Origin of the sequence: Lysinibacillus telephonicus, from assembly GCF_003966145.1 — a bacterium.
GTDB lineage: Bacteria > Bacillota > Bacilli > Bacillales_A > Planococcaceae > Ureibacillus > Ureibacillus telephonicus.
Genome location: NZ_RXNR01000047.1, coordinates 14,437 through 28,730, shown reverse-complemented (window position 1 = coordinate 28,730; position 14,294 = coordinate 14,437). Strand labels below are relative to the sequence as shown.

General features: G+C 38.0%; 15 protein-coding genes. All 15 read right to left on the bottom strand.

Annotation, left to right across the window (positions count from 1 at the left end):
• Positions 1-412 precede the first annotated feature (412 nt).
• The 15 genes from murA to EKG35_RS14585 all read right to left on the bottom strand — a co-directional run bounded on the left by murA (position 413) and on the right by EKG35_RS14585 (position 14,287).
• A complete protein-coding gene (gene murA, locus EKG35_RS14655) occupies positions 413-1,744 on the bottom strand; it encodes a UDP-N-acetylglucosamine 1-carboxyvinyltransferase (RefSeq protein ID WP_126295301.1) in 1,332 nt (443 codons plus the stop codon).
• Between the two features lie 366 nt (positions 1,745-2,110).
• On the bottom strand, positions 2,111-2,353 hold the full coding sequence (locus EKG35_RS14650) for a DUF1146 family protein (protein WP_126295300.1): 243 nt from the start codon (positions 2,351-2,353) through the stop codon (positions 2,111-2,113).
• A gap of 56 nt (positions 2,354-2,409) precedes the next feature.
• Positions 2,410-2,817: a F0F1 ATP synthase subunit epsilon gene (locus tag EKG35_RS14645; protein ID WP_126295299.1), complete on the bottom strand. Its 408-nt coding sequence runs from the start codon at positions 2,815-2,817 to the stop codon at positions 2,410-2,412.
• Positions 2,818-2,841: 24 nt separating this feature from the next.
• A complete protein-coding gene (gene atpD / locus EKG35_RS14640; RefSeq protein ID WP_126295298.1) occupies positions 2,842-4,257 on the bottom strand; it encodes a F0F1 ATP synthase subunit beta in 1,416 nt (471 codons plus the stop codon).
• Between the two features lie 49 nt (positions 4,258-4,306).
• Positions 4,307-5,170 carry an ATP synthase F1 subunit gamma gene (gene atpG, locus EKG35_RS14635; protein ID WP_126295297.1) on the bottom strand — a complete coding sequence of 288 codons (864 nt, stop codon included), beginning with the start codon at positions 5,168-5,170 and terminating at the stop codon, positions 4,307-4,309.
• 55 nt (positions 5,171-5,225) lie between these two features.
• Complete coding sequence (gene atpA, locus EKG35_RS14630; RefSeq protein WP_126295296.1) at positions 5,226-6,734, bottom strand: F0F1 ATP synthase subunit alpha; 1,509 nt, start codon at positions 6,732-6,734, stop codon at positions 5,226-5,228.
• 28 nt (positions 6,735-6,762) lie between these two features.
• Positions 6,763-7,299, bottom strand: a complete 537-nt coding sequence (locus EKG35_RS14625) for a F0F1 ATP synthase subunit delta (RefSeq protein ID WP_126295295.1) — start codon at positions 7,297-7,299, stop codon at positions 6,763-6,765.
• The gene (gene atpF / locus EKG35_RS14620) at positions 7,296-7,814 is read right to left on the bottom strand and encodes a F0F1 ATP synthase subunit B (protein ID WP_126295294.1); all 519 of its coding nucleotides are present in this window, start codon (positions 7,812-7,814) and stop codon (positions 7,296-7,298) included. The genes EKG35_RS14625 and atpF overlap by 4 nt, the downstream gene beginning before the upstream one ends.
• Before the next feature lie 195 nt (positions 7,815-8,009).
• Complete coding sequence (gene atpE / locus EKG35_RS14615) at positions 8,010-8,222, bottom strand: F0F1 ATP synthase subunit C (protein ID WP_036200106.1); 213 nt, start codon at positions 8,220-8,222, stop codon at positions 8,010-8,012.
• Between the two features lie 74 nt (positions 8,223-8,296).
• The gene (atpB, locus tag EKG35_RS14610; protein WP_126295293.1) at positions 8,297-9,010 is read right to left on the bottom strand and encodes a F0F1 ATP synthase subunit A; all 714 of its coding nucleotides are present in this window, start codon (positions 9,008-9,010) and stop codon (positions 8,297-8,299) included.
• Positions 9,011-9,041: 31 nt separating this feature from the next.
• Positions 9,042-9,413, bottom strand: a complete 372-nt coding sequence (locus EKG35_RS14605; RefSeq protein ID WP_126295292.1) for an ATP synthase subunit I — start codon at positions 9,411-9,413, stop codon at positions 9,042-9,044.
• Positions 9,414-9,927: 514 nt separating this feature from the next.
• A complete protein-coding gene (gene wecB, locus EKG35_RS14600) occupies positions 9,928-11,049 on the bottom strand; it encodes a non-hydrolyzing UDP-N-acetylglucosamine 2-epimerase (RefSeq protein WP_126295291.1) in 1,122 nt (373 codons plus the stop codon).
• A 209-nt stretch (positions 11,050-11,258) separates the two neighbouring features.
• Complete coding sequence (upp, locus tag EKG35_RS14595; protein WP_126295290.1) at positions 11,259-11,888, bottom strand: uracil phosphoribosyltransferase; 630 nt, start codon at positions 11,886-11,888, stop codon at positions 11,259-11,261.
• Between the two features lie 372 nt (positions 11,889-12,260).
• The gene (gene glyA / locus EKG35_RS14590) at positions 12,261-13,520 is read right to left on the bottom strand and encodes a serine hydroxymethyltransferase (RefSeq protein ID WP_126295289.1); all 1,260 of its coding nucleotides are present in this window, start codon (positions 13,518-13,520) and stop codon (positions 12,261-12,263) included.
• A 209-nt stretch (positions 13,521-13,729) separates the two neighbouring features.
• Positions 13,730-14,287 carry a TIGR01440 family protein gene (locus tag EKG35_RS14585; RefSeq protein ID WP_126295288.1) on the bottom strand — a complete coding sequence of 186 codons (558 nt, stop codon included), beginning with the start codon at positions 14,285-14,287 and terminating at the stop codon, positions 13,730-13,732.
• Between the last annotated feature and the right edge of the window lie 7 nt (positions 14,288-14,294).

Genomic DNA, 14,294 nt, shown 5'->3' with positions numbered 1-14,294 from the left:
CAAATGTCGTAACAATAACAGGTAATTCCTATCGTCTTAAACAACATCTTGAACCAGCAGACGAGTAATTTTGTACATCCTTAAACGAGCAAAAATGTACATATTAAGGTTGACATTTATAGTTTTAGAAGCTATGAACACTTTAAAGCGAAAATTTTATTAAATAATTTATATAAGAAAATTGGGGTTCATTTAGGATAATCGGGGTGCCGTGTAATATCACTTCACCCCAACATTTGACATAGAACCTTATTTATGAGATTTCATTTAAATTCCTCGCAAAATAGCTATTTTTAAACAGCAAAACGGCAAAATTCTCAAGAAAGAATTTTGCCGTTGAATTAGTCATATTTAATTATTGCATTTCATAATAATAATGTAGAGATAGAGACCCGCATTGTGCCTGGATGCTTTAAATTTCTACAGTTTGTTCTTTTTCTTTGGATAAAGAAACTTTATCATCTTGCTTAACGTCAGTATCATCGTCAATACGTTCGATATTAGCACCAAGAGAAGCAAGTTTATTATGGAAGTTCACATATCCCCGATCTAGATGGTGCAATTTTGTAATGCGAGTAATACCATTCGATACAAGACCAGCCAAAATTAATGCGGCAGCTGCACGCAAGTCTGTAGCACTTACTTCTGCACCCTGTAATTTTACTGGACCTTCAATAAAGACAGAACGTCCTTCTATTTTTGCCTGTGCATTCATTCGACGGAATTCTTCAACATGCATAAAGCGGTTTTCAAATACCGTTTCAGTAATAATACTCGTACCTTCAGCAGTTAATAGTAATGCCATCATCTGTGCTTGCATATCTGTTGGGAAGCCAGGATGTGGCATCGTTTTAATATCAACAGCTTTAAGCGGGTTTGTCGCACGTATACGTAAACCTTCATTTTCCTCGATTACTTCAACGCCCATTTCACGCAGTTTTGCTATTAAGGCAGTCATATGCTCCGGAACAGCATTTTCGATGAACACATCACCTCGAGTAATTGCAGCTGCAACCATAAATGTCCCAGCTTCAATTCGGTCTGGAATAATGTGATGTGTTACACCATGTAATTCTTTTACACCATCAATTCGAATAGTGTCTGTTCCTGCTCCAACTACACGACCGCCCATACCGTTAATAAAGTTAGCTAAGTCAACAATTTCAGGCTCTTTAGCCGCATTTTCGATAATCGTTGTACCTTTAGCTAAAGCGGCAGCAGTCATTATATTCTCTGTTGCTCCTACACTAGGAAAATCTAAATAGATTTCTGCGCCATGTAAACCATCCACAGTCTTTGCTTCAACGAATCCATGACCAAATGAAATTTTAGCTCCCATTGCTTCAAAGCCTTTTAAATGCAGTTCAATAGGACGTGAACCGATTGCACAACCTCCTGGCAATGCGACACGGGCATACCCATTGCGTGCTAGTAGTGATCCCATCACTAAAATCGAAGCACGCATTTTACTTACATATTCAAATTGTGCTTCACTTGATAATTGTTTTTCTGCATTTATATGAATTTCATTTTTTTCTTCGTTATAGATTACATTTGCATTTAAACTTTTTAGTACTTCATTTATTGTATGAACATCCGCTAAATTCGGAACGTCTTTTATAATATTTATATTCTTAGAAGCTAGTAATGATGCTGCTAGAATTGGTAGTACGGCATTTTTGGCTCCTTCTACTTTTACGACTCCTCGTAATTTCTGGCCTCCCGTAACAATTATTTTCTCCACAATTCGTCCCTCCGAATTCAATTGTCCAAAACTGTTAAACCTTGTCAGTTAGTTTATTCTATTACACACACAGACTATCACTATGATACTGCTTTTATTTTGGTTAAACAAGCATCCAAATCACTATTTTACTCTAAAATTCAATATTTATCTACAACTTTATATTACGCTGCATTAAACATATTGGTGAATTTAACATGGGTGAAAAATGAATTTTTAGTTGGAAAACGCCTAATCTACTCTTTCAAATTTCAACAATATTACCCAGGAAATATACAATTATATGTTATGTAACGACAAACGAGACATCATTTACCCTTACATAACATATAAAAATTAGACATAAACGACAAAAAAGTTGATTTCCTAAGAAAAAATATAATGTAACTTTTGTGACCAGTTTGAAAAGTCTAATACAAAGTTAGATACACTCGAACCTATTGTGATACTTAATAAAATGTAAATTAATTGAATTTGAACTGTTCTTCCTTTTTTAAATAACTGATCTAAACGAAATGCCTGTAATGCATAAAATGTAATTGCAATAAATAAAAGATGCGAAAATATACCTAAAATTGATTGGATACCTAGAGTATGATATACTTCCATTTAAAATTCCTCCTAACCTATGTAAAAAAGCGGACAGTCACGCTGTCCGCTTAATTTTAAAGATTACCCTCATGAACGCTGATACGATTGATCGCACGTTTTAAAGCTAGCTCAGCGCGTTTGAAATCGATGTCATCTTGTTTCTTTTGAAGACGTTCTTCTGCACGTGCCATTGCTTCTTTAGCACGAGCAACATCAATATTAGCTGCTAATTCAGCAGAAGGAGCTAATACCGAAATTTGTTCAGGACGCACTTCAATGAAACCACCACTAACGGCTACAACTTCTTGTGTACCGTCTTCTTTTTTAAGTGTAACAGCACCAATTGCAAGTGGGGCAACTAAAGGAATATGTCCTGGAAGAACCCCAATTTCACCAGAAACTGTTTTAGCGATAACCATTGCGACTTCTGAATCGTATACTGGGCCGTCGGGAGTGACAATGTTGACTTGAACTGTCTTCATATTTTTTCCTCCTCGTCCCTAGTGTTATACCTCTACGCCCATGCTTTTCGCTTTTTCTACTACCTCTTCAATGCTACCAACTAAACGGAAAGCATCTTCTGGTAAGTGATCGTATTTACCTTCAAGGATTTCCTTGAATGAACGAACAGTATCTTTTACGTGTACAAAAGAACCTGGTTGACCAGTGAATTGTTCCGCAACATGGAAGTTTTGAGATAAGAAGAATTGAATACGACGAGCACGTTCAACTGTTTGCTTATCTTCATCAGATAATTCATCCATACCTAAGATGGCGATAATATCTTGTAATTCGTTATAACGTTGTAACGTCATTTGAACGCCACGTGCAACAGCATAGTGTTCTTCACCAACGATTTCAGGTGATAATGCACGTGAAGTAGATGCTAATGGATCCACCGCTGGGTAAATACCCATCTCAGATAATTTACGCTCTAAGTTAGTTGTTGCATCTAAGTGAGCGAAAGTTGTAGCTGGCGCTGGGTCAGTATAGTCATCGGCTGGTACATAAATCGCTTGGATAGATGTAACAGAACCTTTGTTTGTTGATGTGATACGTTCTTGTAAGTTACCCATTTCAGTAGCAAGTGTTGGTTGGTAACCTACCGCAGAAGGCATACGACCTAATAGGGCAGATACTTCAGAACCAGCTTGTGTGAAACGGAAAATGTTGTCGATGAATAAAAGTACGTCTTGACCTTGTTCATCACGGAAGTATTCAGCCATTGTAAGACCAGTTAAAGCAACGCGCATACGTGCTCCAGGTGGCTCGTTCATTTGTCCGAATACCATTGATGTTTTGCTGATAACGCCAGAGTCACTCATTTCGTGGAATAAGTCGTTACCTTCACGAGTACGTTCACCTACACCCGCGAATACAGAGATACCACCGTGACCTTGAGCGATGTTGTTGATTAATTCTTGAATTAATACAGTTTTACCTACACCGGCACCACCGAATAAACCTACTTTACCACCTTTAATATAAGGAGCTAATAAGTCTACTACTTTAATACCTGTTTCTAGGATTTGTACTTCTGTAGTTAATTCATCAAATTTTGGAGCTTCGCGGTGAATTGAATCACGACGAGCTTCCGCTGGGATTTCTTCTCCTAAGTCGATAACTTCACCTAGTACGTTGAATACACGTCCTAAAGTTACATCACCAACTGGTACAGAGATTGGATTTCCTGAGTCTGTAACTTCTGCACCACGTTGTAAGCCGTCAGTAGATGACATGGCAATTGTGCGGACAGAATCGTCACCTAAGTGAAGAGCTACTTCTAAAGTTAAAGTAACTGGTTCTTCATTTGGACGTTCAATCTTAACAGTTAAAGCGTTATAGATTGCTGGTAATTGGCCGTTGCTGAATTTAACGTCAACAACTGGACCCATTACTTGAATAACGTGTCCTATGTTCATTCCTGTGTATCCTCCTATCGTACTTTTATACGAAATGGTGAAAGCTGCCCTATTCTAAGGCTGCAGCTCCACCAACGATTTCTGTAATTTCCTGTGTAATCGCCGCTTGACGCGCACGGTTGTATACAAGAGATAAGTTGCTAACAAGTTCATTAGCATTATCAGTTGCAGTTTTCATCGCTGTCATACGAGCAGCATGTTCACTAGCTTTACCATCTAATAAAGCACCATAAATCAAGCTTTCAGCATATTGTGGAAGTAAGACTTCTAGAATTGCTTCACCTGATGGTTCGAATTCATAAGAAGCAGATACGCCTTCGCTTGCTGGAGCCAAATCAGTAATTGGTAATACCTTTTTCTCAGTAACTTCTTGTGAAATAACACTGACAAAGTGGTTATAGTACATATAAAGTTCATCATATGTACCATCAGCGAACATACCAACAGCTTTACGAGCGATTTGTTTAACGTCTGAGAAAGAAGGTTGGTCTGGTAAACCAACAATACTATCTAATACGTTGTAACCACGTTTTACGAAATAATCACGAGCAACACGACCGACTGCAAAAATCACATATTCATCTTTTGATTTGTGACGTTCGTTTAAAGTGCGTGTTAATTGACGTAAGATACTTGAGTTATAAGCACCTGCAAGACCACGGTCAGAACCAATTACAAGATAAGCTGTTTTCTTTACAGGACGAGAAACTAACATCGGGTGTGATGCGTCAGTACTACCTGATGCGATTGCAGCAACCACATCTTGCACTTTTTCCATGTAAGGAACATACGATTTTGCATTTTGCTCTGCACGTTTACTTTTAGAAGCAGAAACCATTTGCATGGCTTTCGTCATTTGACTCGTTTTCTTCGTTGAAGTAATACGACCTTTTATTTCACGTAAGTTTGCCACTGGTATTTCACCACCTTTTCGTTTTTAATCACAAAACACATTGTACTATTCGAACTTACTCTGATTTAGCAAAAGTCTTTTTGAATTCGTTAAGAGCTGCTGCCATTTCTTCATCAGATGGAAGTTCTTTTGTAGTGCGAATATGATCTAAAACGTTTGTGTGGTTTACATCTAACCAGCTGTATAATTCAGCTTCGAAACGAGTGATATCTTGAACAGGAATATCATCTAGGAAACCACGAGTTAAAGCGTAAAGAATTGTTACTTGCTTTTCTACTTTGATTGGTTTGTTTAGGTCTTGTTTAAGAACCTCAACTGTACGTTTACCACGTTCTAACTTAGCAAGAGTAGCTTTATCTAAATCTGAACCAAATTGTGCGAATGATTCAAGTTCACGGTAAGCAGCTAAGTCAAGACGTAGTGTACCAGCAACTTTTTTCATCGCTTTAATTTGCGCAGAACCACCTACACGTGATACAGAAAGACCGGCGTTGATCGCTGGACGTACACCTGAGTGGAATAAGTTAGATTGTAAGAAAATTTGCCCATCAGTGATTGAGATAACGTTTGTTGGGATGTATGCAGAGATATCCCCAGCTTGCGTCTCAACGAATGGAAGAGCTGTAATCGAACCATTTTTATATGTTTCGTTTAATTTTGCAGCACGCTCTAAAAGACGGCTGTGTAAGTAGAATACGTCACCAGGGTAAGCTTCACGACCTGGAGGACGACGTAATAATAATGAAAGTTCACGGTAAGCTGCAGCTTGTTTTGATAAATCATCGTATACGATTAATACGTGTTTACCTTGCAACATAAACTCTTCAGCCATAGATACACCAGCATAAGGAGCTAAGTATAATAATGGAGCTGGTTGAGAAGCTGATGCAGTTACAACGATTGAGTAATCTAATGCACCGTGTTTACGAAGTGTTTCAACTACGCCACGTACTGTAGATTCTTTTTGACCAATAGCAACATAGATACAGATCATATCTTGGTCTGCTTGGTTAAGAATTGTATCGATTGCAATCGAAGTTTTACCAACTTGACGGTCACCGATAATTAACTCACGTTGACCACGACCGATTGGTACAAGTGCGTCAATCGCCTTAATACCAGTTTGTAATGGCTCATGTACTGATTTACGAGCCATTACACCGAAAGCTGGACTTTCGATTGGACGAGATTTTGTAGTGTTGATTGGGCCTTGACCATCCACTGGTTGACCAAGTGGGTTTACAACGCGACCAATTAGTTCTTCACCAACTGGTACTTCCATAATACGGCCAGTTCGACGTACTTCATCGCCTTCTTTAATGTCTAAGTATGGTCCTAAAATAATGATACCAACGTTTCCTTCTTCTAGGTTTTGTGCCATACCCATGACACCATTTGAGAACTCTAATAATTCTCCAGCCATGACATTGTCGAGGCCATGAGCACGAGCGATACCGTCACCAACTGTGATTACAGTACCAACTTCGCTTACTTCTAATTCAGATTGGTAGTTTTCAATCTGCTTTTTTATCAGCACGCTGATTTCTTCAGCTTTGATGCCCATGAATGTCACCTCTCACATTTCTATTTAATTAACCAACTAACGTACGTTTTAGACCCTCTAGCTTGTTCGCTACAGTGTTGTCAAAAATGTAGTTGCCGATTTGAACTCGTACACCACCAAGTAAAGATGGTTCAATTACGTTTGTAATGTTTAAATTTTCTTTACCAACTAATTTACCGAAAGTAGAAGAGATTTCTGCTTTTTCTTGTTCAGTAAGTTCACGAGTAGAGAAAACTGTACTATCTGCAAAGCCTTGTGCTTCTGCAGCTAGAACTTTGAATTCTTGTGCTAAGTAGCCAACTTCGTTCACACGTTTCTTATCAATAAGAAGTTCAAGCGTGTTCACTACGATTGGATTCGCACTTGCAAAAATTTCAGCTACTATTTGTTTTTTGCGTTCAATTGAGAATTTTGGAGAAGAAAGCAATGAAAGTAATTCAGGTGTTGTCTCAATTACTTTTACTAACTCCTCAAGATCATTGTTGACTTCTTCAACAACTTTTTTCTCTTGAGCTAATTGAAACAATGCGTCGGCATAGCGCTTAGCTACAGTAGACTTACTCATTTCGCTTCGCCTGCCTTCGCAATCGTTTCTTTAATTAATGCACTATTGTCCTCTTCAGAAATTTCTTTTCCAAGAACTTTAGATGCAGCAAGAACTGATAGTGAAACGACTTCTTCACGAACTGCAGCGATTGCTTTTTCTTTTTCTGTTTCGATTTCACGAACAGCTGATTCTTTTATGCGGTTTGCTTCTGTACGAGCCGCAGTGATAATTTCATCACGTTGTACTTCGCCTTGTTTTTTAGCGCTCTCAATAATGACCTGCGCTTCTGTGCGAGCTTCTTTTAATAAACTTTTTTGTTCTTCTAATAATTTCGCAGATTCCTTGCGAGCGTTTTCAGCTGCTTCAATTTCGCTAGCAACTAACTCTTCACGTTGTTGCATAACGCCCATTAATGGACCCCACGCAAATTTCTTTAGAAGGAACATTAAAATAAGGAATATCACAAGTGTCGCAATGACATCCCCACTATTAAAAGGACCTTCAGCACCTAGAACTAGGTAATCAAAATTCACGATTGTTTCACTCCCTTCAAGAGCTTTCAAGAATAATATCTAGCTTGTTGCTGCTAAGCAAAAGCTATCTTTATCTATAGTGTACTGCTTTAACATTCAAATTTAAAAAATGGAAAATTCTTGCGAATATTAATACAAAAGGAATGGCGAAGCTTCTTCTAAGTGGAAAATTCTTCGCCACATTTTATTCGATAATTATCGGTTCATTACGATGAATGCTACTACTACTGCGATAATCGGTAGGGCTTCAACTAATGCTACCCCGATGAACATAGTAGTTTGAAGAACGCCGCGTGCTTCTGGTTGACGAGCGATACCTTCTACTGTACGTGATACGATAAGACCGTTACCAATACCTGCACCAAGTGCACCTAAACCGATTGCTATTGCTGCTGCTAATAAACCCATTGAAAATTTCCTCCTTGGAATTGTTTGTATTTTTGTTTTTTAAGCATCTAATGTATTACACTAAAAGCTTTATATTAATGGTCCTCACTCACTTTGTGAGATAAGTAAACCATCGTTAACATTGTGAAAATAAAGGCTTGGATAAAGCCGATAAAGATAGAGAATCCTATCCATGCCATTCCTGGAATAAAACCACCCAAGAATCCTAAGAAACCAGAGCCGGCAATACCTGCGATTAAGCCAAGTAAAATCTCACCAGCATAAATGTTACCGTAAAGACGTAGACCTAACGTTAATGTGTTGGCAAACTCCTCTACAATTTTTAATGGGAACATGAATGACATTGGTTGGAAGAATGTGCCGAAATAATGTTTAGCACCACGCATTTTAATACCGTAGTATGTTGCTAATACCATAACCATTGCTGCTAATGTTAAAGTAACAGTTGGATCAGCAGTTGGAGATTTCCACCATAACTCGTGATTGATCACAATCCCTGAGAATGGCAACCCTAACAAGTTTGCAACTGCGATAAACATAATTAGCGTGATCCCTAAAATGTGGAATCGGCCACCTGTTTTCCAGTCCATATTGCTTTGGATAATTCCCTTTACGAAATCCATAACCCATTCCATAAAGTTTTGCATGCCAGTTGGTTTTAGCTTTAAGTTACGTGTTGCAAAAAATGCAATTAAAAACACAATAATTGCAGTAATAACAAGCATAAGAACTGTTGATAAATTGAATGTTAAGAATCCTATCGTCAGCAGTGGAGCTTCATGATTCATTATTGCATTCACCTCACTTTCTTTAGTTACCTTAATTGTTTCTAATAAGATATACGATTACCCCGACAACAAGGAAAACGTATGGAATCATTAGCCCTATGATTGTGCTAATAGTATGGAAATATTGTGGCAACGTAATTGCGATAGCGACTGCTGCAATACCTGATCCAAAGCGCAAAGCTGAACCTAGTGATACTACTTTTTTTCCCTCACTTATGGAACGATCAAACTTGTCCATTCTTCGAACAAGAATCCAAAAGTTATAAGTACCAAAGCAAGCACCAACAGCTATGCCAGCAAAAACTGTAGAGTATGCAGTAAAGCCCCATCCTAATGCACAAAGAGCGAGCAAAAAAAATAACGCTTTCTTCTGCATAGCGAAAATGTGATGCAAATCTAGCATTGGCAAATTATCTCCCAAATCTTTTTCGAGTAAATTGTTTAATCGTCCTACTTAAGGAATCAAGCGTAGCGAAAGTATTACAAGCGGTTTCAATAATACGAAAAAATAATAAAAAATTCTTGTTTACATAAAAATCTTTTATTTATCTGTTATTTTCACCACTGTAAACATTTAGTATTCAGACGCCTGAAAACGTTGCAAATTGACAATTATTAGTTTCAACTGCCAATCTAGTAGAAACTTGATATAACAAGCGTTTCGGGGGTCAAATGGCGACTCGAAACCCTTATCATTCTTACCCTTTGTAAGCATACAATAGGGGAAAATTGATGTCAATTAGTTCAGGTGAAAAACTTCACAACTAAAGAAACATTGTCAAATTGTTGACAAATTTGTGATATAGTTTTGAAATTATTGAATGGGGTATTTTCTTAAATCAGTAATTTAACTCTCAAATCCCCTTAAATTTGTTATTCTTTTAAGCTTCTAACATCGAAACTTTGATACTGTCATATTATTCACTTTTTTCTAAAAAACTAATCAGCGCCTCAACAATTCTTCGTGATGCTTCCCCATCGCCGTATGGATTTGATGCGTGGGCCATTTTCTCATATGCATTTGCATCTTCTAAAAGCTCTTTTGCTAGTAGATAGATTGTTTCTTCTTCAGTACCTGCAAGCTTCAATGTCCCCGCTGCAATCCCTTCTGGGCGTTCTGTTGTATCACGTAAAACAAGCACTGGTTTTCCAAGCGAAGGAGCTTCTTCTTGAATTCCACCAGAATCAGTTAAAATCATGTATGACCGCGCCGCAAAATTATGGAAGTCAAATACTTCCAACGGTTCGATTAAATGGATGCGCGGGTCATTTCCAAGAATCTCATCTGCAACTTCTCGAACAGCGGGATTTAAATGTACTGGATAGATAACTTGTACATCTTGATGTTCAGCTAAAATGCGTTTTATCGCTCGGAACATATTGCGCATAGGTTGACCAAGATTTTCTCTGCGATGTGCAGTTAGTAAGATTAAACGATCATCACCGACTTTTTCTAAAACTGGGTGGTGGTAGTTTTCACGAACTGTTGTTTTTAACGCATCTATTGCCGTATTCCCTGTAACAAAAATCGCTTGCTCATTTTTATTTTCTTTTAGCAAGTTTTCCTTTGAATTTTCAGTCGGTGCGAAATGCAAATCTGCCATTACCCCTGTTAATTGGCGGTTCATTTCTTCAGGGTATGGAGAATATTTATTCCCTGTACGCAATCCTGCCTCGACATGTCCGATAGCAATTTGATTGTAAAAGGCAGCTAGACTTCCAACAAAAGTTGTCGTCGTATCACCATGGACTAACACGATGTCTGGTCTTGCATCTTTCATTACTCCATCAAGACCATGAAGTGCATTTGTCGTTACATCAATTAATGTTTGGCGATCCTTCATAATATTCAAATCGTAATCTGGCTGTATTTCAAAAGTTTCTAATACTTGGTCAAGCATTTGGCGATGCTGTGCCGTTACAGTTACGATAGATTCGATTTTATCTGGATGCTTTTGTAGCTCTAGTACGAGCGGAGCCATTTTAATTGCTTCTGGTCTCGTTCCGAATATGGTCATTACTTTCCACTTTCTACTCAAACGAATTGCACCATCCTTTATTATGTGCTGTATTGTAGGTTTCCAATATGTGTTCGGATTACCTGCTTTTTGTAAAGAAGTGAAGGGGGTTGGGCTAACCTAGGTCAGCATGGGTAACAACCTACTCTGAGCCCCCTTCTATTATAGTAAAGCTGCTAAATCTGCCCTGTTTTGTAAAACAGAACTACGCGAAAACTTTATTACCAAGATTACTTTGTCCCAAATAAACGGTCGCCTGCATCGCCTAAACCTGGAACAATGTAGCCGTGGTCATTAAGTTTTTCATCAAGTGCTGCAATGTAAATATCTACATCAGGATGCTCATCTTGAATTGCTTTTACGCCTTCTGGAGCAGCGATTAAACACATGAACTTGATATTTTTAGCTCCGCGCGTTTTTAATGAATTAATAGCTTCTACAGCTGAACCACCTGTTGCAAGCATTGGGTCTACTACTATAAATTCACGTTCCTCAACGTCTGCTGGAAGTTTTGCATAATATTCTACAGGTTTTAATGTTTCAGGATCACGGTATAGACCAATATGTCCTACTTTTGCAGCTGGAATTAGTTTTAAAACACCGTCTACCATGCCAATTCCTGCACGTAAGATTGGAACAATAGCAAGTTTCTTCCCTGAAAGCACTTTTGTTTTTGCTGTAGTTACAGGAGTCTCGATTTCGATTTCCTCTACCGGCATATCACGAGTAATTTCAAATGCCATTAATGTTGCTACTTCGTCAACAAGTTCACGGAATTCTTTTGTTCCTGTGTTTTTATCACGAATATACGTTAGCTTATGCTGAATTAATGGGTGATCAAATACATATACTTTGCTCAATGTGGTTCGCTCCTAACTATATCTAATCGTGGCAATCATTTAGTAAATATCATACCAACTAAATGAAATTTCACTTTATCTAGCCTAGTATATCAAAAAAAGTCATAACATAAAACATTATGTCGAATGAATGAAGTTTCTTAACTAGGTTCTTTTAATAGCTTGTTTCTTATCACTCTAATTTGTGAAGTTATCGCTCCCCTTTATGAACTTATCACCCTGATTTGTGAAGTTATCACTCCCTTCTATGACCTTATCACCCTGATTTGTGAAGTTATCACCTACTTTTGTGAATTAATCACTCATTTAAGGAAATCTATTCCCCTAAAAAAATCCCCATCCAATATAAATTGGACGAGGATTCGCTTTTAATTAAATATTTGTTACTAATTCTTCATAAATTGGATATTTGTCAGTTAAAGCTTTTACGCGGTCAGCAGCTTCTTTTTTAACAGCTTCATCTTCTGGATTTTTAAGAAGTTTAGCAATGATTAAACCAACTTCCTTCAAATCTTCTTCTTTGAAGCCACGGCTAGTTACTGCAGCAGTACCTAGACGGATACCAGAAGTGACGAAAGGTTTTTCTTCATCGTAAGGGATTGTGTTTTTGTTGGCAGTGATTCCTACTTCATCAAGTAAATGCTCTGCTACCTTACCAGTTAAACCAACTGATTTTACATTTACTAATAATAAATGGTTATCGGTACCACCAGAAACTAGCTCTAAGCCTTCTGATACTAATGTTTCAGCTAACACTTTTGCGTTTGCTTTAATTTGTTTTGCGTATTCTTTGAATTCTGGCTGCAACGCTTCACCAAATGCAACAGCTTTTGCAGCGATAACGTGCATTAGCGGACCACCTTGAATACCTGGGAATACGGATTTATCAATCTTTTTACCCCACTCTTCTGAAGTTAAGATTAATCCACCACGTGGGCCACGTAATGTTTTATGAGTAGTTGAGGTTACAAAATCAGCATATGGAACTGGAGATTGGTGTTCACCAGCAGCCACAAGACCAGCGATATGTGCCATATCCACCATGAAGTAAGCACCAACTTCATCAGCGATTTCACGGAATTTTTTAAAGTCGATTTCACGTGGATAAGCAGAAGCACCAGCTACAATTAATTTTGGCTTATGTTCTAATGCTTTTGCGCGTACATCTTCATAATCAATAACATTTGTATCTTTTGTTACGCCGTACTCTACAAATTTATATTGAATTCCAGAGAAGTTAACAGGTGAACCGTGCGTTAAGTGGCCACCATGAGAAAGGTTCATCCCTAACACTGTGTCGCCTGGTTCAAGAACTGTGAAGTATACAGCCATGTTAGCTTGTGCACCTGAGTGTGGTTGAACGTTTGCATATTCTGCACCAAAGATTTGTTTTACACGATCACGTGCAATATCCTCAACTACATCTACATGTTCACATCCGCCATAATAGCGTTTGCCTGGATAACCTTCAGCATATTTATTTGTTAATACTGAACCTTGTGCTTCCATTACCGCTTCTGAAACAATGTTCTCAGATGCAATTAATTCAATGTTTGCCTGTTGGCGCTTTTTCTCTGCTAAAATTCCTTCAAGTACCGCTTTATCTTGTGCTGCTAGTTTTTCATATGCCATTGTTAAAAATCCCCCTAATCATTCATTTGTTTTATATAGTAAGAAAAGCGTAAGCACCCTAATAAAAATCGCTCCTCTCATGACATTATCAAATCTGTCACCTCAAGGGGCTGGGTGGCTCTTGCTAGTCATTCTTCAAAAAATTTACACTTCTTATTCTATGAAAAAATCTAAATGGTCTCTATCGAATCTCTATAAAATTTTAAGTATTATTCGCTCTGTCTTACATAAATAGCACGCGCTCCACCTATTAGCTTAGGTCGAGTAGTCGCTGCTGTAACGATTGCATCTCCAATTTGACGAATAGAAGTACGTACTGGAATGGCGACTTCCTTTAAATGCATACCAATTAACGTTTGACCAATATCAATTCCTGCATGTGCGCTAACCCGCTCGACAACTACTGGATTTTCCATTTGTGTATAGGCATAAGCCGACATCGAGCCTCCAGCGTGTTTTACTGGAATAACTGTTACCGGTTCCAATGAATATTTCTCCGCTGCTTCATATTCCATCGTTAATGCACGGTTAATATGTTCACAGCCCTGAAAAACTAAATAAATATCATGTTTTTTGGCAAAGCGTGCAAATACTTCGTAAAGTGCTTCAGCTACTTCCATTGCTCCAGCAGTTCCAATTTTGGATCCAACAATTTCAGAGGTAGAACAGCCAATAACAAACAATTGCTTTGATTTGAATTGCACTTGTTGTTCAAGTTCATTTAACAACTGAGACAATTGATTTTGCGAGTGTTGTAATGAAGTCATTCGTTGA

Excerpts from the sequence above, each read along its gene's own strand:
- glyA (WP_126295289.1), bottom strand. The coding sequence starts at position 13,520 with ATGGCATATGAAAAACTAGCAGCACAAGATAAAGCGGTACTTGAAGGA.
- EKG35_RS14645 (WP_126295299.1), bottom strand. The coding sequence starts at position 2,817 with ATGAAGACAGTTCAAGTCAACATTGTCACTCCCGACGGCCCAGTATAC.
- atpA (WP_126295296.1), bottom strand. The coding sequence starts at position 6,734 with ATGGGCATCAAAGCTGAAGAAATCAGCGTGCTGATAAAAAAGCAGATT.
- EKG35_RS14625 (WP_126295295.1), bottom strand. The coding sequence starts at position 7,299 with ATGAGTAAGTCTACTGTAGCTAAGCGCTATGCCGACGCATTGTTTCAA.
- EKG35_RS14605 (WP_126295292.1), bottom strand. The coding sequence starts at position 9,413 with ATGCTAGATTTGCATCACATTTTCGCTATGCAGAAGAAAGCGTTATTT.
- EKG35_RS14585 (WP_126295288.1), bottom strand. The coding sequence starts at position 14,287 with ATGACTTCATTACAACACTCGCAAAATCAATTGTCTCAGTTGTTAAAT.
- EKG35_RS14650 (WP_126295300.1), bottom strand. The coding sequence starts at position 2,353 with ATGGAAGTATATCATACTCTAGGTATCCAATCAATTTTAGGTATATTT.
- atpB (WP_126295293.1), bottom strand. The coding sequence starts at position 9,010 with ATGAATCATGAAGCTCCACTGCTGACGATAGGATTCTTAACATTCAAT.
- atpD (WP_126295298.1), bottom strand. The coding sequence starts at position 4,257 with ATGAACATAGGACACGTTATTCAAGTAATGGGTCCAGTTGTTGACGTT.
- atpE (WP_036200106.1), bottom strand. The coding sequence starts at position 8,222 with ATGGGTTTATTAGCAGCAGCAATAGCAATCGGTTTAGGTGCACTTGGT.